The 26,627-nt window shown below is 69.4% G+C and carries 24 protein-coding genes; 8 read left to right on the top strand and 16 right to left on the bottom strand.

Translation table 11 applies throughout. The annotated features are described in order from the left end of the window. Nucleotides 1–41: 41 nt before the first annotated feature. Nucleotides 42–866 carry an META and DUF4377 domain-containing protein gene (locus J2W68_RS13455; protein WP_310236694.1) on the top strand — a complete coding sequence of 275 codons (825 nt, stop codon included), beginning with the start codon at nucleotides 42–44 and terminating at the stop codon, nucleotides 864–866. A 154-nt stretch (nucleotides 867–1,020) separates the two neighbouring features. On the opposite strand, the gene J2W68_RS13450 is transcribed toward J2W68_RS13455, so the two are convergent. The 13 genes from J2W68_RS13450 to J2W68_RS13390 form a co-directional block, all read right to left on the bottom strand. Then, the gene (locus J2W68_RS13450; RefSeq protein WP_310236692.1) at nucleotides 1,021–1,638 is read right to left on the bottom strand and encodes a YbhB/YbcL family Raf kinase inhibitor-like protein; all 618 of its coding nucleotides are present in this window, start codon (nucleotides 1,636–1,638) and stop codon (nucleotides 1,021–1,023) included. Nucleotides 1,639–1,659: 21 nt separating this feature from the next. Further along, nucleotides 1,660–3,735, bottom strand: a complete 2,076-nt coding sequence (locus J2W68_RS13445; RefSeq protein WP_310236691.1) for a tetratricopeptide repeat protein — start codon at nucleotides 3,733–3,735, stop codon at nucleotides 1,660–1,662. A 362-nt stretch (nucleotides 3,736–4,097) separates the two neighbouring features. After that, entirely contained in the window at nucleotides 4,098–5,156 is a 1,059-nt protein-coding gene (locus J2W68_RS13440) for a YheT family hydrolase (protein ID WP_310236741.1), read from the bottom strand. A gap of 56 nt (nucleotides 5,157–5,212) precedes the next feature. Then, nucleotides 5,213–6,016, bottom strand: coding sequence for a lysophospholipid acyltransferase family protein (locus tag J2W68_RS13435; RefSeq protein WP_310236689.1), 804 nt, complete (start codon nucleotides 6,014–6,016; stop codon nucleotides 5,213–5,215). Between the two features lie 46 nt (nucleotides 6,017–6,062). Continuing rightward, nucleotides 6,063–6,479: a hotdog fold thioesterase gene (locus J2W68_RS13430; RefSeq protein ID WP_310147354.1), complete on the bottom strand. Its 417-nt coding sequence runs from the start codon at nucleotides 6,477–6,479 to the stop codon at nucleotides 6,063–6,065. Between the two features lie 130 nt (nucleotides 6,480–6,609). Beyond that, a complete protein-coding gene (locus J2W68_RS13425; RefSeq protein WP_310236687.1) occupies nucleotides 6,610–6,783 on the bottom strand; it encodes a hypothetical protein in 174 nt (57 codons plus the stop codon). Between the two features lie 62 nt (nucleotides 6,784–6,845). Beyond that, nucleotides 6,846–7,010: a hypothetical protein gene (locus J2W68_RS13420; protein WP_310147350.1), complete on the bottom strand. Its 165-nt coding sequence runs from the start codon at nucleotides 7,008–7,010 to the stop codon at nucleotides 6,846–6,848. A 31-nt stretch (nucleotides 7,011–7,041) separates the two neighbouring features. Beyond that, entirely contained in the window at nucleotides 7,042–7,206 is a 165-nt protein-coding gene (locus J2W68_RS13415; protein ID WP_310236685.1) for a hypothetical protein, read from the bottom strand. Between the two features lie 38 nt (nucleotides 7,207–7,244). Further along, complete coding sequence (locus J2W68_RS13410; RefSeq protein ID WP_310147346.1) at nucleotides 7,245–7,391, bottom strand: hypothetical protein; 147 nt, start codon at nucleotides 7,389–7,391, stop codon at nucleotides 7,245–7,247. 367 nt (nucleotides 7,392–7,758) lie between these two features. Then, nucleotides 7,759–9,705, bottom strand: coding sequence for a phospholipase D family protein (locus J2W68_RS13405; RefSeq protein WP_310236683.1), 1,947 nt, complete (start codon nucleotides 9,703–9,705; stop codon nucleotides 7,759–7,761). Beyond that, entirely contained in the window at nucleotides 9,705–10,301 is a 597-nt protein-coding gene (locus J2W68_RS13400; protein ID WP_310236681.1) for a YceI family protein, read from the bottom strand. Before J2W68_RS13400 ends, J2W68_RS13405 begins: the two co-directional genes overlap by 1 nt. Before the next feature lie 38 nt (nucleotides 10,302–10,339). Then, a complete protein-coding gene (locus tag J2W68_RS13395; RefSeq protein WP_310147340.1) occupies nucleotides 10,340–10,816 on the bottom strand; it encodes a SixA phosphatase family protein in 477 nt (158 codons plus the stop codon). A 76-nt stretch (nucleotides 10,817–10,892) separates the two neighbouring features. After that, complete coding sequence (locus tag J2W68_RS13390) at nucleotides 10,893–11,525, bottom strand: ParA family protein (RefSeq protein WP_310236679.1); 633 nt, start codon at nucleotides 11,523–11,525, stop codon at nucleotides 10,893–10,895. A 116-nt stretch (nucleotides 11,526–11,641) separates the two neighbouring features. Between J2W68_RS13390 and J2W68_RS13385 the strand changes: the two genes are divergently transcribed. Continuing rightward, the gene (locus J2W68_RS13385) at nucleotides 11,642–13,126 is read left to right on the top strand and encodes an AAA family ATPase (RefSeq protein WP_310236677.1); all 1,485 of its coding nucleotides are present in this window, start codon (nucleotides 11,642–11,644) and stop codon (nucleotides 13,124–13,126) included. A gap of 42 nt (nucleotides 13,127–13,168) precedes the next feature. Next, nucleotides 13,169–13,717, top strand: a complete 549-nt coding sequence (locus J2W68_RS13380; RefSeq protein ID WP_310236676.1) for a hypothetical protein — start codon at nucleotides 13,169–13,171, stop codon at nucleotides 13,715–13,717. Nucleotides 13,718–13,904: 187 nt separating this feature from the next. On the opposite strand, the gene J2W68_RS13375 is transcribed toward J2W68_RS13380, so the two are convergent. From J2W68_RS13375 to J2W68_RS13365, 3 genes are all read right to left on the bottom strand, one after another. Beyond that, nucleotides 13,905–14,945: a hypothetical protein gene (locus J2W68_RS13375; protein WP_310236675.1), complete on the bottom strand. Its 1,041-nt coding sequence runs from the start codon at nucleotides 14,943–14,945 to the stop codon at nucleotides 13,905–13,907. Between the two features lie 356 nt (nucleotides 14,946–15,301). Then, nucleotides 15,302–17,029 (bottom strand): gamma-glutamyltransferase, encoded by a 1,728-nt coding sequence (gene ggt / locus J2W68_RS13370; protein ID WP_310236674.1) that lies wholly within the window; start codon nucleotides 17,027–17,029, stop codon nucleotides 15,302–15,304. A 188-nt stretch (nucleotides 17,030–17,217) separates the two neighbouring features. Beyond that, on the bottom strand, nucleotides 17,218–17,922 hold the full coding sequence (locus tag J2W68_RS13365; RefSeq protein WP_310236673.1) for a helix-turn-helix domain-containing protein: 705 nt from the start codon (nucleotides 17,920–17,922) through the stop codon (nucleotides 17,218–17,220). A gap of 179 nt (nucleotides 17,923–18,101) precedes the next feature. Here J2W68_RS13365 and J2W68_RS13360 point away from each other — a divergent pair, with 179 nt between their 5' ends. The 5 genes from J2W68_RS13360 (at nucleotide 18,102) to J2W68_RS13340 (ending at nucleotide 26,609) form a co-directional block, all read left to right on the top strand. After that, nucleotides 18,102–20,126, top strand: coding sequence for a serine hydrolase (locus tag J2W68_RS13360; RefSeq protein ID WP_310236665.1), 2,025 nt, complete (start codon nucleotides 18,102–18,104; stop codon nucleotides 20,124–20,126). 64 nt (nucleotides 20,127–20,190) lie between these two features. Beyond that, the gene (locus J2W68_RS13355) at nucleotides 20,191–21,198 is read left to right on the top strand and encodes a dipeptide epimerase (RefSeq protein ID WP_310236664.1); all 1,008 of its coding nucleotides are present in this window, start codon (nucleotides 20,191–20,193) and stop codon (nucleotides 21,196–21,198) included. Next, nucleotides 21,195–22,343 carry a DUF819 domain-containing protein gene (locus J2W68_RS13350; RefSeq protein ID WP_310236662.1) on the top strand — a complete coding sequence of 383 codons (1,149 nt, stop codon included), beginning with the start codon at nucleotides 21,195–21,197 and terminating at the stop codon, nucleotides 22,341–22,343. The genes J2W68_RS13355 and J2W68_RS13350 overlap by 4 nt, the downstream gene beginning before the upstream one ends. A gap of 91 nt (nucleotides 22,344–22,434) precedes the next feature. After that, nucleotides 22,435–24,162: an N-acyl-D-amino-acid deacylase family protein gene (locus J2W68_RS13345; RefSeq protein ID WP_310236660.1), complete on the top strand. Its 1,728-nt coding sequence runs from the start codon at nucleotides 22,435–22,437 to the stop codon at nucleotides 24,160–24,162. 104 nt (nucleotides 24,163–24,266) lie between these two features. After that, nucleotides 24,267–26,609 (top strand): TonB-dependent receptor, encoded by a 2,343-nt coding sequence (locus J2W68_RS13340; RefSeq protein ID WP_310236658.1) that lies wholly within the window; start codon nucleotides 24,267–24,269, stop codon nucleotides 26,607–26,609. The last annotated feature ends 18 nt before the right edge of the window (nucleotides 26,610–26,627 follow it).

Below are 26,627 nucleotides of genomic sequence, written 5' to 3'. Positions count from 1 at the left end.
CCGTTAAGCTGCCCGTCCAGTTCCGCACCGAGGAGACGCCGATGCGCCGCCCCCTTATGTTGCTGTTGCCGCTCGCCCTGGCCGCCTGTGGCGGGTCCACGCCGTCCGAAGACGGCGCCGCGCCGCCCACGCAGGCCGCCGCCGACGCGATTCCCGATGCCGCGCCCGCCGATCATGCGCAGACGCTCGAGGCGTACCACTGGCGTCTGGTCGATGCGACCGGAAACGGTGGTACGCGCATCGACGCGTTGCTCGACGGCGATGGCGCGCCGCTGCAGCTGGACTTCGCCGACAGCGGCATGAGTGTGTCCAACGCCTGCAACCGCATGGGTGCGAACGTCTCGCTCGATGACGATCGCCTGACCGTCGACCAGGTGATCTCCACGATGATGGCCTGCACCGACGCACAGCTGACCGCGCGCGAGCGCGAGATCGGCCAGCGTCTGCCCGGCACGCATCGCATCGCGTTGACCGGCGGCGAGCCACCGCGACTCACGTTGCAGCTCGACGATGGCGGCGTGCTTGCATTCGAGGGTGTGCCCACGCCGGCCACGCGCTATGGCGGCGACGGCGAGACGGTGTTTCTGGAGATCGCGCCCGAGCGCGTGGCCTGCAACCACTCGCTGATTCCGGATCAGCGCTGCCTGCAGACGCGCGAGGTGCAATACGACGACGAGGGCGTGCGCTCACCGGGCGACGCCGCGTGGGCGCCGCTGTACCAGGACATCGAGGGCTTCACCCACGAGGACGGCGTGCGCAACGTCGTGCGCGTGCAGCGCTTCGACGTGGCGGATCCGCCGGCCGATGCGCCGTCGCAGGCCTACGTGCTGGACATGGTGGTGGAGTCGGAGAACGTGGGTCGCTGAGCCCATCTGGGCGCCTGCCGTTGCTGACGACCGGCAGGCACACAGCGGCGCCGTGCCGGTGTCATCTGTACCCGCCGGACATTCCGGCAACCGTCATCCCCGCCTGCGCGGGGATGACGGTTCGATCAATGGATCAGACGTGCCGCGCGGTTGATCAGACCGCCGCAGCCTTCGGATGCAGCGCATAGCTGCCCCAGGTCGTGGTTTCGGCCAACACATGGCCCTGCACCGCGCGCAGCACGTCGCCGGCGGTGAAGCGCTCGGGCACGTCGAGTGTGGCGACATCAAGTGCGAACAGGCGGAAGAAATACCGGTGCGCGCGCAGGTCGTTCGGCGGCGGGTAGGGACCGTCGTAGCCGAACCAGTCGCCGGCCAGATCCGCATCGCCGGCGAACCAGCCGGTGTAGTCGTTGAGACCCTGGCGTGCGCCGTCGGGGCCGGGCGGATTGCGCTTGCCGCCCTTGGTCACGCCGTCACTGGCACTGCCTTCGGCGATCGTGCGCAGATCGGCCGGCAGATCGACCACCGCCCAGTGCACGAAGCTGCCGCGCGGGTGGTCGACCGGAATCTCGACGCCGGCCTTGCCCGCCAGTGACGGATCGGTCGGGGCGTCGGGATCGAGGCACAGCAGCGCGAACGATTGCGTGCCTGCGGGCACGTCGTCCCAGGCGAGATGCGGATTACGGTTGCTGCCGAAGCCGTCGGGCGCGCCGACGGCGAACGTCGCCGCGATCGGCTGACCGTGTTCGAAACTGTCGCTATGGAGTCGCATGATGTCTCCGCGGGTGGAAGGTCAGTCCTGACGGTAGCCCAGGCGCACCGCGACCGGTGTCAGCGTGGCGAACGGGCCGGCCAATGCCTCGCGATAGGCGAGCCAGCGACCGGCCGGAATGCGGTCGGGGCCCAGCAGTTCGCGCGGCGGGGTCGGGAACGCGGACACGCCGAGCGCCTCGGCGAACCGGGTGGCCAGGCGTTCGAGGTCCTCGCCAGGCGCATCGGTGCGCACGACCGTGTGCGGGAACAGGTCCTGCTCGATGATGTCGGCGATCTGCGACAGGTGCGCGGCCAGCCACTGGGCGGCGCTGTCGGCATCGGTGATGCGCAACGCCATCGGCGCGCCGAAGGCGAACCACTCCAGCAGCATGTCGCGCGGATCGCGCAATGCGAGCAGCAGTCGCGCGTGCGGCAGCTGCGGGCGCAGCGCCAGCAGCCAGGCGTTGTCCCAGAACGGAATCCAGTCGATGACCGCGCCGTTGGGGCCGATGCCGCGTGCAGGTAGCTGCGAAAGCCAGCCGACGACGACCTGCTCGGCAGTGAACGCGCCCTGCGCCAGGCGCGCGGGCACGTTGGTGTCCTGGAACGGATCCTGCACCGCGGTCGAAAACCGGTCGCCGCGGAATTCGGTCAGCGCGCGCTGCAGCACGTTGGCGATGCGATCGACCTGTGCGCCAGGCGCGCCGTAGAGGAACACCGCCGGTGCACGCGCGCCTTCGACGACGGTGCCCATCTCCGGCCAGCGCGCCGGTGGCGTGGTCGGTGCGGGGGGCGGACCCACCTGCGCGGTTGCTTCGGCAGTGCACGCGAGCCACGTGGCGATCGCATCGGCCGGCCGATCCGCCGCGTCCTGGGCCATGCCGATCCAGCGGCGCAGCAGCAAACGCGCCTGGGGGCTGGCGGCCGGCAGCAGGCCTTCGACGAACGTGACGGCTGCGGCGGGATCGCGCGCCAGCAGCCGTCTGAACAGCAGTTCGTTGGCGTTGCCGTGGCCGGGCTGCAGCGCGGTGATCCTGCGCGCGGTGACTTCCGATGTTTCGTGCGCGCCAGTGCCCGATTCCAGCGCGAGCTGCGCCTGAAGGGCCGGCAGATGGTCAGGACGCGCGGTGTTCCAGCGCGAGACGACCGTAGCCGCCGCCTCGCTGCCGAACGCTTCCATCGCCAGGCGCGCGATCCAGATGTGATCCCACTGCGCGTCCTGCTCAAGCGCGCCATCGAGCATGGCCTGCGTCTCCTCGGTGTTGCCGGTCGCCTCCCACAACAGCAGCAGGCCGTTAGTCGCGCGGCGCGAATCGGGGTGCGCCGCGAACGCGGCCTGCAGCAGCGGCCTCGCGCGGTCGAAGCGCTTGGCCTGTAGCTCGAGCTCGCCGGCGAACACCTGCAGCGAAGGCGTGGCGTGCGCGGGGTCGGCCAGCAGCACGGCGAGTTCGTCGGCCGCTTCGGCCGGGCGGCCCTGCTGCAGCACGATCTGCGCGAGCAGGCTGCGCAGTGGCGGATGGCCGTTCGTGTCGATCACGCGGCGGAACGCTTGCTCGGCGAATGCGAGGTGCCCTTTCGCGAGGTAGGCGAACGCCAAGGCGTTGAGCACCTGCAGATCGTCCGGCGCCCCCTTCGATGCCGTCGACAGCAACGTCAGCGCGCGGTCGTGGTCGCCGCGGCGCGAGGCCAGCACGCCTTCGAGCATCAGCGTCCACGGATGCTCCGGTGCGACGCGCGCGGCGAGTTTGGTCTGGCGCTCGGCATCGTCGAGATCGTTGCGGCCGATCGCCATCTGCGCCTGCACCACGTAGGCGCCGTACTGGTTGGGATCGAGCGCGATCGTCTGCGCCAGCGCGGCCTGCGCGCCGCCCAGGTCACGCGTGTCGAGCAGCATGCCGGCGCGCAGGAAGTGCAGCTCCGCGTCGTCGGGCATCTGCGCGATCGCCGCATCAATGGTCGACAGCGCGGTCTCGCGCTCACCGATCGCACGGAACGCGAGCGCAGCCGCGCTCAGCGTCCCGGTGTCCTTGTGCCCCTCGGCCAGCGCCTGGCGCGCGAGCGTGGCGGCTTCTGCATTCGCGCCGCGGCGCAGGGCTTGGTAGATCTGTTGCGACATGCTGGATATCCCGGCGCGAAGCCGACCAAAGGCAAGGCCGGGCATTGTAGCGGGCGGGGTGGGGCGGACTTGAAGCGCGGACCACGTGCGCGGCAAGCGACTGCTCGCGAGGGACGCCCGACGCCCCATCGCGCCAGCGCAGCCTGGCGCCCAGCTTGATCGTTGATCAGCAGTGGCGCGGGTCGGACCTCGCGAAGATCGCGATGGTGACCCGCCATTCGGCGGTCATTGGGCGCTTCCAGCCTGCGCTGGGACGGCGGATTGGGTCGAGCGTGTCACGGAGGCGAAAAGGCGAAGTGGTCCAGGAGAAAGTGCCGCCTGCACCCCACGACCCGATTGCGGGCGACGCGATCTACGCGGGATCAACCGCCCGACGCGCGCGTACTCGCGTGGATCGCCGTTGCCAGGCGGGTACGCTCCGACGAGGTCCGCGCGGCATCGGCGTGGGCATCGAGGCGCGCGGCGACCCAGCGCTCGGCGAAGCCGTCGAGATGGTGGTCGAGGAGGAAGCCGCAATGTCCGCCCCATCGGCTGATTTCCAGACGCGCATGCTCCGGCAGCGCCAGCGCGTGGAACGCATCGAGCGGAATCACCGGATCGTCGGCCGACATCAGGATGTCCACCGGCACCTGCAATGACGACAGGCGGTCGCCGATCACCGAGTAGCCGTCGAAGTAGTCATCGAGCGTGCCGAAATCGGTATGCGTGCGCACCAGCCAGTCGGTCAACTCGCGCATGCCGAGCTGCAGCGTGGCGTCGTCGAAGGCGAGGTGATCGGGGAACAGATCGCGCTTGCGCCGCAGCGAGGCGCGCCAGGTGCGCTCGAAGTGGCGGAGATAGAGCCGGTGACCGCGCTCCATCTGCAGCATCGTGCGCGCCGGGTCGATCACCGGACAGACCGCGGCGACGCCGGCCAGGTGCAGCCCCGCTGCGGGCGCCCGCAGCGCGAGGCGCAGCGCGAAATTGCCGCCCAGCGAGTAGCCGGCCGCGATCATCGGACGCGCGGCGAAACGCGCTGCAATGTCGACCGCCGCATGCACGACTTCGTCGATGCGGTTGGAGTGGAAGATCGCTTCGTTGAGATGGTGGCTGTCGCCGTGGTCGCGGAAATTCAGGCGGAACACCGCATAGCCGAGCGCCAGCATCTGCGCGGCGGTCTGACGCATGTAGCTTGACTCGCTGCTGCCTTCCCAGCCGTGCAGCAGCAGGACGAGCCCGCGCGGTTCGCGTCCCGGCACCAGGCTGTGCAGCCCGCGCAGACGCACGCCTTCGCCGCCGTCGACAAGATGCTCGGTGGTCATCGCGCCGGTGGCGGCGAGTGCCTGCGCGCCGCGGCGGCGTCGCCATTGGCTGCTGCCCAGCGCTGTCTGCAGATGCGGATTGCGCAGCCACAGCGGCGGTGCATAGTCGCTGCCACCCACGCGTATGTCGTCCGGGACGACAGGTGTGTGCGGTTCCGGCGACGGATGCATGGAATTCAAGCGCGTGCGTCCAGCGCTGCGACGATCCGCTCGCGCGAAACCTCGGCCAGATGCCGGCGACCTTCCGCGTTGCCGGGCAGGATCGGCTCGAGGAACATCACCTCGGCATCGCGCGCCGGCTCGCCGAGCAGACGCATGAAGTTGGCGAAGAAGGATTCGCGCGGACCGAAGGCGACGATCGCCTGCGCCGAGCCGTGGCGCCCGTAGCGCAGCGCGACCGGTTGCACTGCGACGTTCGCCTCCACGGCCGCCAGGAAGATGCGCGCATGGAACGGGCCCACCTGGTCTCCATCGCGCGTGCGTCCTTCCGGAAACACCGCGACCGGACGTCCGTCGCGCAGCCGCGCGACCATTTCATCGAGCACGCCGCCCAGCGATTCGGTACTGCCGCGCTGGTGGAAGATCGTCTCGCCGCGCGCGGCCAGCCAGCCGACCACCGGCCAGCCGGCGATCTCGCGCTTGGCGACAAACCCGACCATGCGCTGGCTGTGCAGGGCGACGATGTCGACCCAGCTCACGTGATTGGCCACGAACAACACCGCACCCGGCAGCGGTGTGCCGGTGCGCGAGAGACGGAATCCGAAGACCCACATCAAGCCACCCTGCCACCAGCGGGTCATGCGGTGATCGACGCGCTCGCCGCTGCGCAGCCTGCGACGGCCGATCGGTGGCAGCATCGACAGCAACAGGATCGGCAGATGGATGCACAGGTGCCACACCAGCACCGGCACGCGCACGCAATAACGCAACACGCGCGCCGGCATGTCGCCGGCGTCGGCGCGAATGGAAGAAGAACTCATCGGTGCACGATACCCAAACCCGGCGCCGCGCGCTGCGCGTGCAGGCTCACGGTTTGGGCACCACCGCGAGCGTGAGCCGCGAAATGCACACCAGCTTGCCTTTCGCATCTTCGATGCGGATCTCCCACACCTGGGTGCTGCGGCCGACGTGCAAGGGGCGCGCGGTGCCGGTCACCAGGCCGGCGCGCACGCCGCGCAGATGATTGGCGTTGATCTCGATGCCGACGACGCCGTGGCCGTCGGGCGCCGACAGACCGCCGGCGCTGCTGCCAAGCGTTTCGGCCAGCAGCGCGGATGCACCGCCGTGCAGCAGTCCGAACGGCTGATGGGTGCGGGCATCGACGGGCATCGTCGCGCGCAGATAATCGGGGCCGATTTCGGTGAAGACGATGCCCAGCGCGGCAATCGCCGTGTTGGCGGACATCGCGTTGAGCTGGTCGAGCGTCGTGTCGCTGCGGAACATGCGCAGAAGGCTCCGGGGGAAACCCGGCAGCTTAGGCCGTTGCGCGAGGCCGCGCAGCGCGACCGGCGGAATGGCGCGTCGCGATCACGGGCGTAACCGTCGCGGATTGGCGATAAGCAGTTGCCGCGGATCAGACAACGTGGAAGCGCGTCGGCATGGCGCTGTCGCGGACTTCGACGCGGAACGGGCTATCGGCGTGGCTGCGCGCGGCGCGGACCTGGGCATGAAAGCGCGCAGGCTGGGCGATGCAGGCCGGAACCGGGCCGTGTGTCTCGATGGAGCGGTGGGTGTGGATGCGCAACATGGCGGAACTCCTGAGGAATCGCGGGACGCTTCAGGCGCCGGAGCTGATCAGGTGATTGCGGATCAGGCGATGCGGAAGCGCGAGGGGCTGGCGGTGGTGACGTAGCTGCGCGGGGCGCCGTAGCTGCTGCTGGTGCCGTAGCCGGTACCGGTCTGGCGTGCGGGCCGGGTGGCGGCCGCGGGGACGAGATGGGCGGCGGCTTCGACGATGGCGTGCATGCGGGTCATGGCGGGTCTCCTGAGGGGTGTGGGTGGTGGATCAGGCGACGCGGAAGCGGGCCGGAACCGACGCGGTGGCATAGCTGCGGGGCGTGCCGTAACCGCTGCTGCGGCCGTAGCCAAGACCGAACTGGCGGGGCTGGCGAATCTCGACCGGCGGGGCGAGGTGGGCGGCGGCGTGGACGATGGCGTGCATACGGGACATGGCGGGACTCCTGGGACGTGTGGGCGGTGCGGAAGGGGTTAGACGATGCGGAAACGGGCGGGTGTGGATGCGCTGGCGTAGCTGCGCGGTGCGCCGTAGCTGCTGCTGCGGCCGTATCCGAGGCCGAACGGGCGGATGAGCGCGGCGTTGGCGGTGCGGGCGGCGGGGGTGGTCTGGGTCTGCATGGCGGTGTCCTCGGGGTTGGTGTGCTTTGGTGTGTTGGTAGACTACAACACCACTGTCCGATAACACCACGTGCAGGAAGTCATACCCCGCGAATTCATTAAGTCCGTTAACCAAACGTTCATGTTCGTAGCGCTCCCGCTTCCCGTTGTTGCAATCAGGACGTGGGGGGACCGCAGAACGTGACCGTGCAGACCGGTACGGCGCAGGCGCGCGCTGGCACAGGCCAGGCGCGCGTTTGGTCATTGGGACGCGGCGGCGGGTCCGCGAAGTCGCAGCGGATCGACACGCATGGCCGCCAGGCAGGGCACAGCGGCGCCGACCCCGCTGTCTCCGGCGCCGCGTGGCTGGAGGATCCCAGCGAGCACCTCAGAGAATCGGCACGAGCCCCGCGCCGAATGCGGTGAAGATCCGCGTCAGCAGGCTGCGGAAGCCCAGGCTCACTTCCGGAAAATCACCGACCGCCACATAGCATTCGCGGAAACCCGGCGCGTCCGGCGGCAGCGGCGCCGGACAATCGGGACCGGGCTGGAACTCGAAGCTGGTTGCGTAGCGGGTCGGCCACAGATCGAAGATCGGCAGCCGCTCCGACACCTTCGCCATCGAGTAATCGACGCCCGAGAACACAGGCGGCGGGTCCCGCCGCGCGATCGTCCAGGAATTCTCCGGCGACATGTCGCGCCGGATGCTCTCGGCCAGCCGCTGCGCGAAGCGCCCATCGTCGATGACCACGGCGCTTTCGGTATTGAGGTTGTCGCCGCGCGGGTCGAAGTTGTGCGTGCCGACCACACCGACGCGCGCGTCGATGACCAGCGACTTCGCGTGCAGGCCCATGCGCAGGCCGGTCCGGTTGAGCGGCACGCGCCGGTTCACGCCGATGCCGGCGTAGCGCAGCGCCGAATACTCGCGCGTCAGCGGTGGAGCACTGGCCGGACGCGAGGCGATGGCCTCTTCGCGGGTGTTCGCCACCCCTTCGGAACCACTCTCGTCGAGGTTGACGCTGCCGTCGGCGTTCCACGAGATGCCGACCGCGCCCGTCACCTCCAGATCGATCGGCGCGTCCTCCGGGAAGGGCTTGTACTCGTAGATCTGGAAGCCGAAGTCCCGCAGATGCCGGCGCTTGTACTTGTAGGACAGCGCGTAGGTGATGAACGAGTCGGTCGCCGCCAGGCTGTTGGTCGACACCACGACCTGGGGCGGGACAGCGCGCGCGCGCAGGTCGGAGAACATCTGCTCGGCCGGCTTGGACAGCACGAGGTAGGGCGTCTGCAGCAGCACTTCGTCCTGCGCCGATTCGATCAGCTCGCGCAACCGGGGGGTCGAGGCGCTTGCGGCCTCCGCCGCCTCGCGGTTGCGTCGATGCTTGGACGGCAGGTCGCCGATGAATTCGACCGGGCCGACCGGCAGCGCGGCGTCGACCAGGCGCTGGCGCACGAGTACCGCATCGCCGGCGTCTTCGAGGATCGCGGCCACTCGATCGGGGCGCTCGTAATCCTGGAACGAGACCGGCGGTACGCCGCTGCGCAGCAGCTGCCGGCCCACGTCGGCCAGCTGCTCGACCGGCGTGCTCAGGGGCGCGTGCCAGAACGCGACGAAGTTCTCCTCCATCGCTTCGACCACGGGCCCGGCAATCAGCACATCACGATCGCGGAAATTGAAGGTGTCGCTCCAGTCGAAATAGTCGTCCTGGTAGTTGCGGCCGCCGGTAATGCCGACCACGCCGTCGATCAGCAACGCCTTGCTGTGCATGCGCTGGTTGAGCCGGCGCCAGCAGCAGGCGGCGGCCAGCGCGTACTGCGGATAGCTGATGCGTGCACGTCCGAGCACGGGGTTGTAGATGCGCATCTCGAAATTGGTGTGCGCGCCGGCCAGCGCCGACAGCGTGTCCACCGTGCGCATCGCCGACAGCTGATCGACCAGGAGCCGCACCTGCACGCCGCGCCGCGCCGCCGACAGCAACTCCTCGAGCACGAGATGGCCCGCGTCGTCCTCGTCGAAGATGTAGGTCTGCACGTCGATGGTGCGCTGCGCGCCGCGGATCAGATCCAGCCGTGCGAGCAGCGCGTCCTGCCCATATTCCAGCAGCAGCGCGTAATGCTGCGGCGCAGCCGACGTACTGCGCGCCACGGCCTGCGTGCCGAGATCGCGCAACGGTGATGGCGCCGCGCAGGCGTCGGCGCGTGCGCACAGCACTTCGGTCGAGCGCGCTTCCACCGCGATATGCGCCGCCGCATCGCGCTTCGCGGGCGAGAGCGTGGTGCAGGCGGTGGTCGCCAGCGTCAATGCAAGCAGCAGGGCCCGGGTGATCGCCTGCATCAACGCGATTCCAGTGCGCGCATCCGCAGCGTGAACCGCACCTGGTCGGCGAGGGCGTAGCCCCAGCGGTCCATCGCGTACTGGCTGCGCCGTACATCGCCTTCGCCGACCACCTCGCAGTCCAAACCGGGTCGCGCGCATTCGGCGGCTGCGATCCGGAATGTTTCGCGGCGCTGCACGCCACGGATGCTCAGGATGCCGGTCATCTCGCCGCCATCGCGCGCCAGCGTGGCCGGGTAGGGATCGGAGACGAAGCGGACTTCCGGATAGCGCGCGACATCGAACACGCCGGGTCCGCGGGTAATGCGCGTATAGGCGCGACTGTCGATGATCTCGACGCTGTCGGCGTCCAGGATCAGCCGTACCTGATGGCGGCCGTCGGCAAGCACGGCGATGTCCCCGCGCCAGTCGTCGAAGCGGCCTTCGAGCTGTTGGCCCCAGCGGGTCTTGAGGCTGAATCCGATCTCAGAGCGCTTGGTATCGAGCGCCAGCGCTTGGCCGGGACCATCTGCGGACGCGAGCGCAGGCGCGATGCAGGCCGCCGACAGGCACACACCTGCCAGCGTACGCAGCAAGGCGCCGGCAGCAGGGGCCATGGTCAAAGCGGCGTTGGGCGATGCGGGCGCCGGTGCGCCTACGGCCACCAGAACGCCGACAGCTCGGCGACGGCAGGTTCGACAGCAGCGCCTATGGGCAAGGTCAGCACCGCGATGCCGGCCGGCGGCATGCCGCGGTACTCGCCGGTCTGGCCGCTGTGCAGCAGCGCGGCGAGGCGTTCCAGGCCGGGGTTGTGCCCGACCAGAAGCAGGCGGCCGGTGTCGCGATGCTCGTCTAGCAGCGTCGCCAGCGTGCCGGGCGTGGCCTCGTAGATCGCCTGGTCCAGACGCTGGTCGACGTAGCCGATCGCGCCGAGCACGGCCTCGAGCGTTTCGCGGGTGCGCCGCGCGGGCGAACACAGCACGCAATCGGGCACCAGATTCTTTTCGCGCAGCCAGCGACCCGCCGCCTCCGCTTCGGCCAGACCTTCGGCCGACAGGGGCCGGTCGATATCGGCTTGCCCGGGCAGGGCGGGATCGGCGTGGGCGTGGCGGAGCAGGATCAGTTCGCGCATGTGGAGTCGGCAGCCTCGTTTGGTGACTTCATGACGGGCGGCGCGTTCGGATGCGGTGAACGCGCCAGCGGGTCGCCTACTTCCGGACCCATTTCAGCAGCGGCGCCCAGTCGTCCTGATGGTCGCGCACCTGCGCCGAATGGTAATCGAACAGGCTCTTGCCCAGCCCGACCAGCATCACGTAGGCCTGGCTGTCGCGCAGCTGCGCGATGACGGGATACGGCCACTGCGCCAGCAGCGCGAGCGCCTGCTGCGAGGCATTGGTGTGCGGGCGCAGGCGGTTGGCGACCAGGCCTACGCGGGTCTGGCCGCGACGCACGCGCGGATGCTTGGCCAGCGTGTTGAGAAACCCCACGGTGGCATCGATGTCGAGCGCCGAAGGCAGCACCGGCACCACGATCGCATCGGCGATCTCCAGATACGCATCGAGATCGTCGGCCATCGCGCCGGCGGGCGCGTCGACCACCAGCCGCGTCACACCATCGGGGATCGACGCCAGCACCTTCTTGTGGCGCGCGCTGCCGTCGACCGGCAACACAGCGGCCTCGAGCCCGGCGCGGCGTTCGGCCCAGCGCGTGGACGACTGTTGCGGATCGGCATCGACCAGCACCGTCGACTCGCCAGCCAGTGCGGCATGCGCGGCGAGATGGGTGGCGATCGTGGTCTTGCCCACGCCCCCCTTGGAACTGGCCACCAGTACCGTCTTCATCGAACTCTCCGGGTCGCTTCGCGCATCGAGCGTACACCGCCCGTGCGACGCCCGCGACCGCAGGTGGCCATCGCGCGTTTAACATCGGCGTCCCTGACCGCGAGCGCGTCGCGCCCATGAGTGAACTGCAGGACCTGGCCGCGCTGATCCGCGCCAACACGCCGTTGATCGTCGTCGAGACGCCCGACGAGCCGCGCGCGGTCGAACTGTTCCGGCAGTCGCTGATGCAGGTCTGGCGCGCGCTGTACCGTTGGACGATCACCGAAGGCCTGCGCCGCCTGGATCTGGACGGCGAGTCGGCCACCGACACCGCGGCCGACGCCAGCAACACCCTGGCCGCGATCCGCGACGCCGACCAGCGCGGTATCTACCTGCTGCTCGATTTCCATCCCTACCTCGGCTACGCCGGCACCCAGCGCCAGCTGCGCGATCTGGTGCAGCGTCGCCACTGCCTGCCGCATGTGATCGTGCTGGTGGGCCACAAGGTGGAACTGCCGGCGGATCTGGAGACGATGGCGGTGCGCTTCCGCCCGCGCCTGCCCGACGCCGATGCGCTGCTGAAACTGGTGCGCGAGGAGGCGGCTGCCTATCAGCAGGAGCATGGCGGCCGCCGGGTGGAAGCGAACGCCGACGCAGTGCGGCAGATCGTGCGCAACCTGCAGGGCCTGTCGCTGGGCGATGCGCGCCGCATCACCCGGCAGCTGATCCATGCCGACGGCGTCCTCGACACCCACGACCTGCCGGCGCTGGCGAAACTCAAGTTCGAACTGCTCAACAAGAGTGGCCATCTGCACTACGAGTACGACACTGCGGCCTTCGCCGATGTCGCCGGCGCACGCCGGCTCAAGCGCTGGGTCGAGCAGCGCCGGCGCGTGTTCGTCGAAGGCGACGCGCCGCCGGGGCTCGATCCGCCCAAGGGCGTGCTGCTGCTCGGCGTGCAAGGCTGCGGCAAGTCGCTGCTGGCGAAAGCCATCGCCGGCGGCCTCCAGGTGCCGCTGGTGCGGCTGGATTTCGGCACGCTCTACGACAAGTACCACGGCGAGACCGAGCGCAACCTGCGCGAGGCGATCGGCTCGACCGAACAGCTCGCGCCGTGCGTGCTGTGGATCGACGAAATCGAGAAGGGCCTGGCCTCCAGCGGCGACAGCGATGGCGGCGTCTCGCGGCGCGTGCTCGGGTTCTTGCTGACGTGGATGGCCGAACGCAAGTCGAAGGTGTTTCTCGTCGCGACCGCGAACCAGGTCCACGACCTGCCGCCGGAACTGCTGCGCAAGGGCCGCTTCGACGAAACCTTCTTCGTCGACCTGCCCGGCGAGGACGTGCGCGCCGAGGTGTTCGCGGTGCACCTCGCGCGGCGCGGCTTCGACGTCGCGGCGTTCGACCTGCCAATGCTCGCGGTCGAGGCCGAAGGGTTCTCCGGCGCCGAGATCGAACAGGCCATCGTCGCCGCGCTCTATTCCGCGCATGCCGCCGGCGCGCCGCTGTCGCAGCCGATGGTCATCGAATCCCTGCGCGACACGCGCCCGCTGTCGGTGATGATGCGCGAGCAGGTCGACGCGCTGCGTAGCTGGGCGCGCGAGCGGACGGTGCCGGCGGATTGAACCCGCTACATTGATACATGGGTTCCATCGGCAGGAGGCCGGATGACCACACGACATATCAAATGCCGCGGCATGGCGGCGTGCCTGCTCCTGACGCTCGCCGCCTGCAGCCATCGAACCGCACAGGTCGCGCGCGCCATGGTGCTGCCGCCGATCGCGCAGGTGCACACCGTCGAATCCCATCAGCGGTTCCTGATGGCGGTCCCAACCCACGATCCCGATCCGCCGTTTCCAGCGGGCGCGCGTCTCGAGGGCGAGATGCGGCTATGCATCGGCTTCGTCGTCGACGCCGACGGTGTGGTCGAGAACATCGTCGCCGATCGTGACGGGGCGCGCTGCGCAGATCCTGCGGACGTCGCGGCCATTCCGTTTCTTGACGCAGTCACTACGACCCTGCGCAGCTGGCGTTACTTCGGCGCTGCAGTCTGCACGTTCCCTGCTGACATCGATCCGGATTCCGATCCCCGCTGCGCGGGCGCAGGCGTCGAGGTCCAAGCCGTGCCGATCCGCCTACGCTACGAGTTCGCGTTCTCATCGGAACGCGGTGGCCGTGTGTCGCGGAACGCGGCCCGCAGCACGTCGGACGAGTGAGTCAGCTTCCCAATGTCGCGGCGAGGCCGCCGCCCGTTCGATCGGACCGCAGACAGGGTGCATCGTCCGCATCCAATCTCTTCGTCCCCGTGGCGTCGCCGCGATGGCGACGCTGACCGTCGTGTGCGCTTGCCGGATTCGGCTGAACATGGGATGCGGAACGATTCCAGCGGTGCGGATCGATGCCTCAGCGCGGCGGCTGCCAGCCGGCCGGCGGTTCCAACGCAATGCCGGCCTCCTGCAGCGCGCGCGCGATGAGGTCGGCTTCGCTGCGGATCGACGGGTCGGCGAGCAGGCGCACGAACTGCCCGGCGCCGTCACGGGGCAGGGCGTCATTGGCGCGGCCCCACTCGAGCATCTGCCAGTCGAACGCGCGGCGACGCGCCTGTACGTCGGCACGCTCGGCCTGCGTGGTCGCGAGGCGTTCGAGCAGGGCCAGGCCGAGCATCGTGCCGAGCTGGGTGTCCGAACCGTTCGCCATGATCCCGGCGATGTGCCGACAGTCGCGCGCGCGGGTCGCATTGGTGCCCATCGTGTCCGCATTGCATCCCTGCATCAGCGGGTCCAGACCCGGGAATGCGACGGCGGCCCACAGGCCCATCGCGATGATCGCGGCATGTTCGGTCGGCACGAATTCGCCCGTTTCGGCGAATGCGGCGCGTTCTGCGGGCGTCGGTGGCGTGCGCAGCAATGCGGCCTGCATCCAGCGCACCTGTTCGAGCATGCCCAGCTCGAACCGCGTGGCGACGCGCGCATCGGCGAGCAGCGCATCGACGCCGCCGCCACGTACCAGCAGCGGCGCGAGATTCTGCGGATCGGCGCCGAGCCAGCGTTGTGCGGCGCGCAGCCGGGTCGCTTCTTCCGCGCCGTAGGCCAGTAGTGCATTGGCGAGCACATCGGTGCCCGCGCGCGCCGCAGCATCGCGACGCCACGCGGCGGCCTGCGCGTCGGGCGCGACCGGCTGCGAAGGGGCGTTGGTCTCGGGCTGCTCCGGATTCGCATCCGCCAGTCCGCGCAGCACCGCGGCGAATGCCAAGTCGCGTGGCTGCCCGGTGGCGGCGAGCGCCGCGGCGCTGCGTTGCGACCAGCTGCGCCAGGCGGCCTGATCGGTGGCGGACGCCGGCTGCGCGACAGGCGCATCGTCGAAACGCGAATACGGCGTCTGCGCCTGTGCAAAAGGAAGCAGCAGGGCGAGGGCACATGCGGCCACGAGGGCGAGACGGATCATGCGAAGGCCTGGCAGTGACGAGAGGGCCAGCATACCGACGCCGGTCGTGTGTCCTCGTCGGCTCTACGGAAATCCGGACGGCGCCGGCGCAGCCATGGCGGCGACCCGCATCCGGGGCGGCTGCCCCCGCCACGCGTGCCGCCGCGTCACGGCCCTCAGTGCATCGCGCGCAAGGATGGGGTCTCCATCACGCTTACCGCAGTCCGGCGGCACTGGATCCGCCGCGTGTGCAGGTCGGGACACCGGTGGGCGCGGTACGACCACGCTTCTCTCGTCGGCATCTCCGAAGCGCGTGGAATCCATCCGCATCCGCCGCGCCCATCGACGCGGCGGATGTGCAGGTCACGCGGAGCGCCTCAGTAGCCCGCGGCCTGCCCGTCCTTGCGCGATTCGCTGGCGCCGACCCAGCCGCCTTCCGGGTTGACCATGATCGCCTGGTAGCCGCCGTAGGGGCCGTGGGCGAAGCGCACCGAGTGGCCCTTCTGCATCAGCGCGCGCACGGTCTCGTACGGAAACCCGCTTTCCAGATCCAGCTCGCCGCCGTCTGACATTGCGGTGTTCTGGCCGGTCGGCTCGGTCGAGCCGTCGTGCTGGATGCGCGGGGCGTCGCCGGCTTCCTGCAGGTTCATGCCGAAGTCGATCATGTTGAGCAGGATTTGCACATGGCCCTGCGGCTGCATCGCGCCGCCCATGACGCCGAACGCCAGCCACGGCTTGCCGTCCTTGGTCGCGAACGCGGGGATGATGGTGTGGAAGGGCCGCTTGCCGGGCTCGAACGTATTGGGATGGCCGGGCTTGAGCACGAACTGCTCGCCGCGGTCCTGCAGGATGAAACCCAGGCCGGGCGGTGCCATACCGCTGCCCATGCCCCGGTAGTTGGACTGGATCAACGAGACCATCATGCCGTCGGCGTCCGCGGTGGTCAGGTAGATCGTGTCGCCCTCGTCGAGCTGCGCCGGCGTGCCCGGCTGCACTTCGCGCAGCGCGGTGTCCATCGAGATCAGCGCGCCGCGCTCGCGGGCGTAGTCCTTGGAGATCAGCCGCTCGACCGGCGCCGGATGGAATTCCGGGTCGGCGTACCAGCGCGCGCGGTCGGCGAACGCGAGCTTCTTGGCCTCGGTGAACAGATGCACGTGCTCGGGACTGCCGAAGCCGTAGGACGCGAGGTCGTAGGGTTCGAGCAGGTTGAGGATCTGCAGCGCGGCGATGCCCTGGCCGCTCGGCGGCAGTTCCCACAGCTCGACGCCGCGGTAGCTGGTCGACACCGGTTCGACCCAGTTGCCGGTATGCGCGGCCATGTCCTCATACGACAGGAAGCCGTCGTTGGCGGCGAAGTAGTCGCCGATCACCCGCGCGATGTCGCCCTTGTAGAACGCGTCGCGGCCGCCGTCTGCGAGCGCCTGCAGGGTGTCGGCGAGGTTGGGGTTGCGCCAGGTCTCGCCCTTGCGCGGCGCGCGGGTGCCGTCGACGGTGAACTGTTCGCTGAAGCCCGGCCACTTGGCCAGCCGTGGCACCGAGCGGTCCCAGTAGTACGCGATCACTTCGTGCACGGGGTGGCCTTCGCGCGCATAGCGGATCGTCGGCGCGAGGTTCTGCGCCATCGTGCGCTTGCCGAACCGGCCGTGCAGCGCGAACCAGCCGTCGACGGTGCCCGGCACGGTGACCGGCAGCGGGCCGTGCGGCGGAATGTCGGTCAGGCCGCGGCGCTCGAACTCGGCCAGGGTGAGCGAGCGCGGCGAGCGACCCGAGCCGTCGTAGCCGTGCAGCCTCTGCGTCTTCGGATCCCAGACGATTGCGAACAGGTCGCCGCCGATGCCGTTGCCGGTCGGCTCCATCAGACCGAGCGCAGCATTCGCGGCAATCGCCGCATCGACCGCACTGCCGCCCGCCTTCATCGTGTCGAGCGCGATCTGGGTCGCCAGCGGGTGCGAGGTCGCGGCCATCGCATGCGGCGCGTAGACCTCGCTGCGGGTCGCGAACGGCTGACCGGTGATGCGGTCGGCGAGGGCGGGCAGCGCCGGAACGGCGACCAGCAGCAGGACGGACAGCAGGCGGAGGCGCCCGGCAGGGACGGATCGAGGCATCGGGATTTCCGGGACGAGACAGGCGGACACGATACCGGCTGGACGGGACGCGTTGTCGCAACCGGTGACGATGCGGCTGCCTGGGACATGGTGGGGATCAGTCTTGCTGCAGGCGCGCGATCGACGGTGTCCGGGCACGCTCCATCGCGCGCGAGCGCGCGCCCACAGACATCCCGCGCAGCGATGCGCTAACGCGTCGCCTGTTTCTTCGCCGCGCGTCTGGCCGGCTTCGCGGCGGGCTCGAGTTGCCGGACCTTGCTGGCGACGGCGCCTTCTTCGCCATGCAGCGTCAGCAGCGATTCCATGAGCTGCTCGTCGGCGCTCGAGCACACGCCGAGCAGCAGCACCTCGTCGCACCCTTCCGCGGCGATGTAGGCATGGCCCATGTTCGAGTCGATGTACACACCTTCGCCGGTCTCGAGCACGATCGGATCGTAGAACTCGGTATGCACTTCCATGCGGCCTTCGAGGACGTGGATGTACTCCTCGCCGGAGTGGTGCACCAGCGCGCCGAACTCGGCGATGGTCTTGGCGCGCACGCGGGTCAGCACCGGAATCATGCGTTTGCGGCGCAGTTCCGGGCACAGGTAGTAGTAGTCGTAGTTCGGCGTGGTGATGCGGATCGCATCGTCGACGCGGCCGATGCTGCGGCGCGCGGTGACCGGCGGTTCGGGCGCCTCGTCCTGTTCGGCGAACAGCTCCGACATGCGCAGCTGCAGGCGCTGGCTGAGCTGCAGCAGCTTGTCGTAGGTCAGCGTCAGCCGGTCGTGCTCGACCTTCGACAGCGTCGACAGCGGGATGCCCGAATGTTCGCTCATCTGCTTGAGCGTCCAGCCTTTGCGCGCGCGCAGCGAGCGCAGCAGGCGGCCGATGGTGGGGTGTTGCGCTGTCATCCGGGTCGGGTCCGTTCGTGTGCTTTTCGGGATCATCATCGCCCCAGCGGGCGACGTGTGGAAAGGCGCGGCGGCACGCGCCGTCCGATCCTCCGTCGCTTTATGGGGACTTCCGGCACGGTTGACAATTCTCTGATTGGGATCATTATCGCCAATCAGGACAAAACCGGGGCAGTGCGATGCGCGTGATTCCAACCTTCCTGTTCGCCGGGCTGCTTGCGGCCGGCGTGGCATTCGCGGCGACGCAGGATGCGGCGATCACGCCCGCCCCCGTGGCCGCGCCGCTGACACCTGCCGCCCCGGTCGACGCCCCCGTGGCCGACGCGCAGCCACCTGTCGCCCCTGGCGGCGCACCCGTGCTGAGTGCCGCGGATGCCGAAGCCTGGATGGACGGCTTCCTGCCCTACGCGCTAGCCGCCGGCGACATCGCCGGCGCCGTCGTCGTGGTGGTCAAGGACGGCGAGGTGCTGCTGGAAAAGGGCTATGGCTACGCCGACGTCGCCGCACGCACGCCGGTCGACCCGGCCGCCACGCTGTTCCGACCGGGCTCGGTGTCCAAGCTCTTCACCTGGACGGCGGTGATGCAGCTGGTCGAGCAGGGCAAGCTCGACCTCGACGCCGACGTCAACCAGTACCTCGACTTCGAAATCCCGGCGCGCGACGGCACGCCGGTCACGCTGCGCCAGGCGATGACCCACACCACCGGCTTCGAAGAACAGGTCCGCGCGCTGATCACCGCCGACCCCGACGAGATCACGCCGCTGGGCGCCGCGCTGAAACACTGGACGCCCGAACGCATCCATGTGCCGGGCGCCACGCCGGCCTACTCGAATTACGCGACCGCGCTGGCCGGTTACATCGTCGAGCGCGTGTCGGGCGAATCGTTCGACGACTACATCGAACGCCACATCTTCCAGCCGCTCGGCATGACCCGTTCGAGCTTCCGCCAGCCGCTGCCCGCGCCGCTGCTGGCGGCCATGTCGATGGGCTATTCGAAGGCCTCCGACGGCGAGGCCAAGCCCTACGAATTCATCAGTCTCGCGCCTGCCGGCAGCCTGGCGGCCACCGGCGCCGACATGGGGCGCTTCATGATCGCGCACCTGCAGGACGGCGCATTCGGTGACGCGCGCATCCTCGGCGCGGATACCGCGCGCCAGATGCATTCCACCGGCCAGGCCTCGATCGGCCCGCTCAACCGCATGATGCTCGGCTTCTACGAAACCTCGGTCAACGGCCATCGCGCGATCTCGCACGGCGGCGACACGCAGTGGTTCCACAGCGATCTGCAGCTGTTCCTCGACGACGGCATCGGTCTGTTCGTGTCGATGAACAGTTCGGGCCGCGACGGCGCGACCGGTCACATCCGCTACGCACTGTCGCGCGGTTTCGCCGACCGCTATCTGCCGGGCACGCCCGGGCAGACGCCCGGCGTGCCGGAGGCGGACGCCAAGGCGCACGCCCAGCAGATCGCCGGCACCTACACCAGCAGCCGCCGGCCGGACAGCAACTTCCTGTCGCTGGCCAACGTACTGGGACCGGTCAAGGTGGTCGCCAACGAGGACGGCACGATCACCGTGGCGATGGCCACGGGCGCAGCCGGCGCACCGAAGCAGTGGCGCGAAGTGGCGCCGTACGTGTGGCAGGACCGCGACAGCACGGACCGCCTCGCGGCCGATGTCGTCGACGGCCAGGTGGTGCGGTTCACCATGGAGCCGTACGCGCCGATCATGGTGTTCGAGCGCATCTCGGCGTGGCGCGCGCTGGCGATGCCGCTGCTGGTTGCGAGCCTCGTCGTGCTGCTCCTGACCGTCGTCGCATGGCCGGTTTCCGCCCTGGTGCGGCGCTACTACGGCGCGCCCTACCGGCTGGCCGGCACCGATGCCCGCGCGCATCGCCTGGTGCGGATCGCCGCGCTGCTGGTGTTGCTGGCGATGGGCGCGGCCCTGGCGCTCGTGGTCGGCATGCTGAGCAACCTCGCGATGACCAGCCCGGATACCGATGGCCTGATCATCGCCGTGCGCCTGTTCGCCACCGTGGTACTGCCGCTCGGCGCGGCGGTCGCGGTCTGGAATGCGTGGCAGGTGCTGCGCGGCAGGCGCCGGGTGCTGGCCAAGCTGTGGGCCTTGCTGCTGGCGTTGGCCTGCCTGTTCCTGCTGTGGATCGGTATCGCCCAGCACGTCATCGGCTTCGGCGCGAACTACTGACGACCCGATGCACCGGCGGCATCAGTCGCCGGTGCATTCGCCCCTGTCCCGAAGAGGAACACGCGTGACTGCCCAGCCGGTCGAACTCGAGCTGCACAACGAACCCCTGCCCCTGTCGGCGCCGTTCCGGATTGCCGGACACGTGTTCTCGGCGATGCCGGCCACCGTGGTGACCCTGCGCGTCGGCGCGCACGTCGGACGCGGCGAAGCCGCCGGCGTGTATTACACGCACGATCATCCCGACACGATGCTGGCCACGCTCGAGGCGATGCGGCCCCGCATCGAGGCGGGGCTCGATCGCGAGACGCTACGCACGCTGTTGCCCGCCGGCGGCGCACGCAATGCACTCGACGCCGCGTTGTGGGAACTCGAATCGCAGCAGGCCGGCACGCCGGTCTGGCGACTTGCAGGTCTCGACGGCGTGCGCCCGCTGCTCACGACATTCACCGTCGGCGCCGACGATCCCGCGGTCATGGCCGATCACGCCGCGGCGTATACCCAGGCGCGCGCACTGAAGCTGAAACTGACCGGCGACGCGGACCTCGACGCGGCGCGCGTATGCGCAGTGCGTGCGCGCTGCCCGGCGGCGTGGATCGGCGTCGACGCCAACCAGGGCTACGACGGCGCGTCGTTGCCCGCCCTGATGCCGGCGCTGCTGGAAGCGGGCGTGGCGCTGCTGGAGCAGCCTTGCGTTCGCGGCCGCGAGCACGAACTCGACGGCATCACGCGCGCACTGCCGTTCGCCGCCGACGAAAGCATCCTCGATCTCGCCGAACTCGAAGCGCGTCACCACCACTTCGACGTCATCAACATCAAGCTCGACAAGTGCGGTGGCCTGACCGAGGGGCTGCTGATGGCGCGCCGCGCGCGCGAACTCGGCAAGCAGGTCATGGTCGGCAACATGTGCGGCACCAGCCTGGCGGCCGCGCCTGCGTTCGTGCTCGGCCAGTTCTGCGACGTCGTGGATCTCGACGGGCCGATCTTCCTCAGACAGGATCGCGCGCCGTCAGTGCGCTATACCGACGGCCATATCTGGTGCGGCGACGAGGTCTGGGGGCCGTCGGCCGCATGACGCCCCTGGGCGCCACATCGCTGGTTCCCGCCGACAACACGTTCGCGCTGCTCGCGGTGTTCTTCGGGATCACCGCGATCGGCGCGCTGCTCGAAAAGACCCGGTTCGGCCGTCGCGTATCCGGGGTGATGCTGGTGATCGCGATCGCGATCGCACTGGCCCATTTTCGGATCATCCCGGCCGCCGCGCCGGTCTACGGTGCCATCTGGACCTACCTGGTGCCGCTGGCGATCGCGCTGTTCCTGCTGCGGGCCGATCTGGTCAGCATCGTGGTCGAAGGCGGGCGCACGCTGGTCGCGTTCCTGTTCGGGGCGGTCGGCGTGGCGGCCGGCGCCTGGCTGGGCGCGCAGCTGCTCGACCTGGGGCCGTTCGAAGCGCAGTACGCGGCCGTGTTCAGCGCGACCTATGTCGGCGGCTCGCTGAACTTCGCCGCGGTCGCCGAAGCCATCGGCTTTCGCGACCCGAGTGCACTGGCCGCGGGCGTGGCGATCGACAACGTGGTCGGGCTGGGCTATCTGCTGATGGTGGGGGCGGCCGCGTCGTGGCCACTCTTCAGCCGGCACTTCGCCTGGCGCGCGCATCGCCTGACCGACGTGGGCGACCAGGCCGATGCAGTGGAACGCGTCCCCACCGTCATCGACCTGTCGCTGGCACTGGGCTTGGCTGCCCTGGCCTGCGCAGCGGGGACCGCGATCGCCGACGCGCTGGGACAACCGGCCTACGCCATCCTCTACATCACCCTGCTGATGGTCGCGATCGCCACGCTGGGCCGGCGCTGGCTGCGTTCGATCGCAGGGCCCGAGCTCGCCGCGACACTCTTCATGTACCTGTTCTTCGCCCTGCTCGGCGCAGGCGCCGACATCGGCGCGATGCTGGGTGCGGCGCCGGCCCTGTTCGCGTACGTGCTGATCATCTTCGCGGTCCACGTGGTCTTTATCCTCGTGGGCGCGCGGCTGTGCCGGCTCAACCATGCCGAGATCGTCATCGCGTCCTCGGCCTGCATCGGCGGTCCGCCGATCGCGATCGCGTTCGCAGTGCTGTTCGGCTGGCGGCGGCTGGCGGTGCCGGCCGTGGCCACGGGCGTGCTGGGGTATGTGCTCGGAAACTTCGTGGGGATCGGCCTGTTCGAAGCGCTGGTGCGATGAGCGGCCGTCGATGTGGCACGGCCCGCGGATGCGCGGGCGACAGGTTCGCGGACAGCCGGAAATGTCCGCATCGGATTCCTGGAGACCGACGATGTATCGACTGACCCCTGTCCTGCTGGCGTCCGCGTGTGCGCTCGCGCTTGCCGGCTGTAGCACGACGCCAGCGTCCGAGACGCCGTCAGACCACTACGACCTGCTGATCCGCAACGGCCTGGTCTACGACGGCAGTGGCGCACCGCCGCAACGCGTCGACGTGGCCGTGCGTGGCGAACGGATCGCGGCGCTGCTGCCGCCGGGCAGCACTGCGGCCGCCGACGCGACGCTCGACGCGCAGGGTCGCGCGGTCTCCCCGGGTTTCATCAACACCCTGAGCTGGGCGACCGAATCGCTCATCGTCGACGGCCGCGGCATCAGCGATACGAAGCAGGGCATCACGCTGGAAATCTTCGGCGAGGGCTGGTCGATGGGCCCGGTCAACGCGCGCATGAAGGCCGACGCGCTCAAGCAGCAAGGCGACCTCCGCTACGACATGCCGTGGACCTCGTTCGGCGGCTACCTCGAGTTCCTCGAGCAGCGCGGCGTCACGCCGAACGTGGCCTCGTTCGTCGGCGCCACCACGGTGCGCATCCACGAACTCGGCGAGGACAATGTCACGCCGACGCCCGCGCAGCTCGCCGGCATGCAGGACGTGGTGCGCAAGGCGATGCGCGAAGGCGCGCTCGGCGTCGGCAGTTCCCTGATCTATCCCCCGGCGACGTTCGCCGACACCGCCGAATTGATCGCGCTGGCGCAGGCCGCCGCGGAATCCGGTGGTGGCTACGTCTCGCACATGCGCAGCGAGGCGGACCGCTTCCTCGAGGCGCTCGACGAAACCATCGCCATCGCGCGCGCCACCGGGCAACGCGCCGGCGTCTACCACCTCAAGGCCGCGGGCGAGAAGAACTGGCCAAAGATGGCGCAGGCCATCGCCCGCATCGAGGCTGCGCGCGCCGAGGGCCTGCAGGTCAGCGCCGACATGTACGCCTACACCGCCGGTGGCACCGGCCTGACCGCGAGCCTGCCGCCGTGGGTGCAGGCGGGCGGCCACGATGCGATGGTCGCGCGTCTGCGCGACCCCGCGGTCCGCGCACGCGTGCTCGCGGACATGCGCGCGCCCGGTGTCGACTGGGAGAACCTGCGGCTGCTGGCGGGCTCCGACGAGCGCCTGCGGCTGCTCGACTTCCGCAGCGCGGCGCTCAAGCCGCTGAGCGGCCGCACCCTGGCCGACGTGGCGCGCGAACGCGGCACCTCGCCGGAGGACACCGCGATCGACCTGATCATCGAAGACGATTCCCGGATCGGCACGGCGTATTTCCTGATGAGCGAGGAGAACGTCGAGCTCGGCCTGAAACAGCCGTGGGTCAGCCTGGGATCGGACGCCGAATCGTCGGCGTCCGAAGGTGTGTTCCTGAAATCCAGCACCCATCCGCGCGCCTACGGCAACGTCGCCCGCTTCCTGGGGCACTACGTGCGCGACCGCGGGCTGATGCCGCTGGAAGAAGGGATCCACCGCCTGACCGGACTGCCCGCGGCGAACTGGAAGCTGGAGCAGCGCGGCTGTCTGCAGCCCGGCTGCTATGCCGATATCGTGGTGTTCGACCCGGCGACGATCATCGACCACGCCACCTACGACGCGCCGCAGCGCTACGCGACCGGCGTCGACGAGGTGTTCGTCAACGGCGTGCAGGTGCTGCGCGATGGCGAGCACACCGGCGCCACGCCCGGACGCGTCGTGCGGGGTCCGGGCTGGCAGCCATCGGCGATCCCTGCAACCGAGTGACACGACCGGGCGGCACGCACTGCGAGCCGTTCTCCAACCGTGTTGACAATTCTCTGATTGGGATCATGATCCCTGATCAGGATAATCGTCTGGGGAGACAACCGATGCACGCGTTCCGATCCGCACGTCCGTGGTTCCGCTCACCGTTGTCTCTCGCCATCGCCAGCACGCTGGCCTGCGCCGCCACGGCGCCCCTGCTGGCGCAGGACAGCACCGACACCTCGTCGTCGCCACGGGCCACCAATGCCGTGACCCTCGATTCGGTCGTCGTCACCGCCAACAAGCGCGTCGAGAACGTCCGCGACGTCGGCGCCTCGATCAGCGTCATCGGCGAGCGCCAGCTGGAGAACATGGGCGCCAGTTCGCTGTCCGATTACGCGGCGCTCATTCCCGGCATGCAGGTGCAGAACGGCGGCAGCCCCGGACTGAGCACGGTCTCGCTGCGAGGCATCTCGGCCCTGTCATCCGGCGCCACTGTCGCCACTTACATCGACGAGGTGCCGGTCGGTTCCAGCGGCATCTACCAGGGCGCCAGCGGCCTGATGCTGGACCTGCTGCCCTACGACATCAGTCGCGTCGAGGTGCTGCGCGGTCCGCAGGGCACGCTGTACGGCGCGGGTGCGATCGGAGGCCTGCTCAAGTACGTGACCCGTGCGCCGGACCTGACCCATGCCGAGGCCCGCGTCGGCTTCGGAGTGCGATCGGTCTCTGACGGCGGTGAGGGCTGGAACGGACGCTTCGGCATCAGCCTGCCGCTGCAGGAGGACCGGCTCGGGCTGCGCATGAGCTTCGCGCGCAACGGGCTGCCGGGCTACACCGACAACGCCATCGACGGCCGACGGGACATCAACGAGGGCGAGCAGGTCGGCGGGCGCATGGCGCTGTCGTGGGACGGCGACGTCGCCGATATCGATCTCTCGGTCCTGCACCAGCGCATCAATGCGGACGACCGTGCGCAGGTCGCGCTCGACCCCGGCAGCTACGCGCCGCTGGGCGGCGAGTTCGAAGGCAGGACGTGGCAGCCACAGCCCTTCACCAAGGAACTGACGCTGGCGTCGCTGAGCGTGGTCTGGGACCTGGGCTGGGGCGATTTCGTCTCCGCGACCGGTTGGTCGGAGACCAGGACGCTGGACCAGATCGACAGCACCGTGCAGTTCGGCGAAGTCGCCGACCTGCTGCTAGGCTTTCCGGAACCGGGCAGTTCGAACGTGCGCTACACGTTCGATCTCGACAAGATCACCCAGGAGTTCCGCTTCACCTCCCGGACCGGCGGACGCTTCGAGTGGATGGCAGGCGCGTTCTATACCAAGGAAGACGCGCAGCAGAACCAGGTCGCGTGGCTGGGTCAGCGCGATGGCTCGCCGCTGCCGGCGCCGTTCGACACGGCATTCGGCACTCTGGCGGTGATCGGCCTGCCGAGCACGTACGAGGAAGTGGCGGTGTTCGCCAATGCGTCATGGCGGTTCGGTGAGCGCTTCAAGATCGATGCCGGACTGCGCCAGGCGCGCAACGATCAGTGGTTCAGTCAGAACGTCAGCGAAGGCATCCTCGCGCCGATCGGAGATGCACCCGGCGAATCGACCGAAGACGTGTTCACCTGGAGCTTGAGCCCGCAGTTCAAGCTGGCCGAGGACAAGATGCTGTACGCGCGCTTCGCCACCGGCTACCAGCCCGGTGGCCCCAACGTCGCACTGCCTGGTATCCCGCCGAGCGTCGATTCCTCGATGCTGGCCAGCTACGAGGTCGGGCTGAAGTCGCAGTCCGCCGATCGCCGTTTCCAGGCCGACGTGTCCGCGTTCCGGATCGAGTGGGACGACATCCAGGTGGCGTCGTCGTTCAACGGCATCGGTGGCCTCGTCAACGGCGGCGAAGCGACCAGCGAGGGCGTGGAACTGGCCTCGCAGTTCCGCGCCACCGAGGCGCTGACGCTCGGCGTCAATGCGGCCTACACCAGTGCGCGCGTCGAGAATGATTTCGAGCCGACGACCATTCCGCAGGGCGATTTCGATGTCGTCCTCAATACCGGGCTGGCCGGCGACCGCATGCCCTATGTGCCGACGCTGTCATGGGCGGCGACCGCCGAGTACGCGTTCATGACCGCGCAGGGCCTGTCCGGTCAGGTGGGCGGGGTGCTGCGCTTCACCGGGGACCGGCTCAACGACACCACCGAGCGCCAGCGCATCACCGCCCCGGGCGATCCGTCCACGGTGTTGCAGGAGGACGTGACCGCGCCGCTGCGGCTCGACAGCTACCGCGCCCTCGACCTCTACGCCGGTGTCGGGCGGGAGCGCTGGGAGCTGCGCGCCTACGTCAGCAATGTCACCGGCGAGGGCGGCTTCTCGTCGATGACGCCGGCGGCCGGCGCGCTCAGCGGCACGGTCGCGTACCTGGCGGCGGTGCCGATCCAGCCGCGGACGTTCGGCGTCGAATTCGACGTCCGGTTCTGAGCTGATCGGACCCGGCCC

This window comes from Luteimonas terrae (assembly GCF_031457535.1).
GTDB lineage: Bacteria > Pseudomonadota > Gammaproteobacteria > Xanthomonadales > Xanthomonadaceae > Luteimonas > Luteimonas terrae_A.
Note: the sequence above shows the minus strand (reverse complement) of the source record. Positions and strands in the feature narration are given on the sequence as shown.

Bases quoted from the DNA above. Each gene is read 5' to 3' on its own strand.
- J2W68_RS13450 (WP_310236692.1), bottom strand. From the start codon at position 1,638: ATGCGACTCCATAGCGACAGTTTCGAACACGGTCAGCCGATCGCGGCG.
- J2W68_RS13455 (WP_310236694.1), top strand. From the start codon at position 42: ATGCGCCGCCCCCTTATGTTGCTGTTGCCGCTCGCCCTGGCCGCCTGT.
- J2W68_RS13405 (WP_310236683.1), bottom strand. From the start codon at position 9,705: ATGCAGGCGATCACCCGGGCCCTGCTGCTTGCATTGACGCTGGCGACC.
- J2W68_RS13365 (WP_310236673.1), bottom strand. From the start codon at position 17,922: ATGACAGCGCAACACCCCACCATCGGCCGCCTGCTGCGCTCGCTGCGC.
- J2W68_RS13390 (WP_310236679.1), bottom strand. From the start codon at position 11,525: ATGAAGACGGTACTGGTGGCCAGTTCCAAGGGGGGCGTGGGCAAGACC.
- J2W68_RS13400 (WP_310236681.1), bottom strand. From the start codon at position 10,301: ATGGCCCCTGCTGCCGGCGCCTTGCTGCGTACGCTGGCAGGTGTGTGC.
- J2W68_RS13425 (WP_310236687.1), bottom strand. From the start codon at position 6,783: ATGTTGCGCATCCACACCCACCGCTCCATCGAGACACACGGCCCGGTT.
- J2W68_RS13420 (WP_310147350.1), bottom strand. From the start codon at position 7,010: ATGACCCGCATGCACGCCATCGTCGAAGCCGCCGCCCATCTCGTCCCC.
- J2W68_RS13430 (WP_310147354.1), bottom strand. From the start codon at position 6,479: ATGTTCCGCAGCGACACGACGCTCGACCAGCTCAACGCGATGTCCGCC.
- J2W68_RS13445 (WP_310236691.1), bottom strand. From the start codon at position 3,735: ATGTCGCAACAGATCTACCAAGCCCTGCGCCGCGGCGCGAATGCAGAA.
- J2W68_RS13380 (WP_310236676.1), top strand. From the start codon at position 13,169: ATGACCACACGACATATCAAATGCCGCGGCATGGCGGCGTGCCTGCTC.
- J2W68_RS13435 (WP_310236689.1), bottom strand. From the start codon at position 6,016: ATGAGTTCTTCTTCCATTCGCGCCGACGCCGGCGACATGCCGGCGCGC.
- J2W68_RS13350 (WP_310236662.1), top strand. From the start codon at position 21,195: ATGACGCCCCTGGGCGCCACATCGCTGGTTCCCGCCGACAACACGTTC.
- ggt (WP_310236674.1), bottom strand. From the start codon at position 17,029: ATGCCTCGATCCGTCCCTGCCGGGCGCCTCCGCCTGCTGTCCGTCCTG.
- J2W68_RS13395 (WP_310147340.1), bottom strand. From the start codon at position 10,816: ATGCGCGAACTGATCCTGCTCCGCCACGCCCACGCCGATCCCGCCCTG.
- J2W68_RS13340 (WP_310236658.1), top strand. From the start codon at position 24,267: ATGCACGCGTTCCGATCCGCACGTCCGTGGTTCCGCTCACCGTTGTCT.
- J2W68_RS13345 (WP_310236660.1), top strand. From the start codon at position 22,435: ATGTATCGACTGACCCCTGTCCTGCTGGCGTCCGCGTGTGCGCTCGCG.
- J2W68_RS13375 (WP_310236675.1), bottom strand. From the start codon at position 14,945: ATGATCCGTCTCGCCCTCGTGGCCGCATGTGCCCTCGCCCTGCTGCTT.
- J2W68_RS13415 (WP_310236685.1), bottom strand. From the start codon at position 7,206: ATGTCCCGTATGCACGCCATCGTCCACGCCGCCGCCCACCTCGCCCCG.
- J2W68_RS13360 (WP_310236665.1), top strand. From the start codon at position 18,102: ATGCGCGTGATTCCAACCTTCCTGTTCGCCGGGCTGCTTGCGGCCGGC.
- J2W68_RS13385 (WP_310236677.1), top strand. From the start codon at position 11,642: ATGAGTGAACTGCAGGACCTGGCCGCGCTGATCCGCGCCAACACGCCG.
- J2W68_RS13410 (WP_310147346.1), bottom strand. From the start codon at position 7,391: ATGCAGACCCAGACCACCCCCGCCGCCCGCACCGCCAACGCCGCGCTC.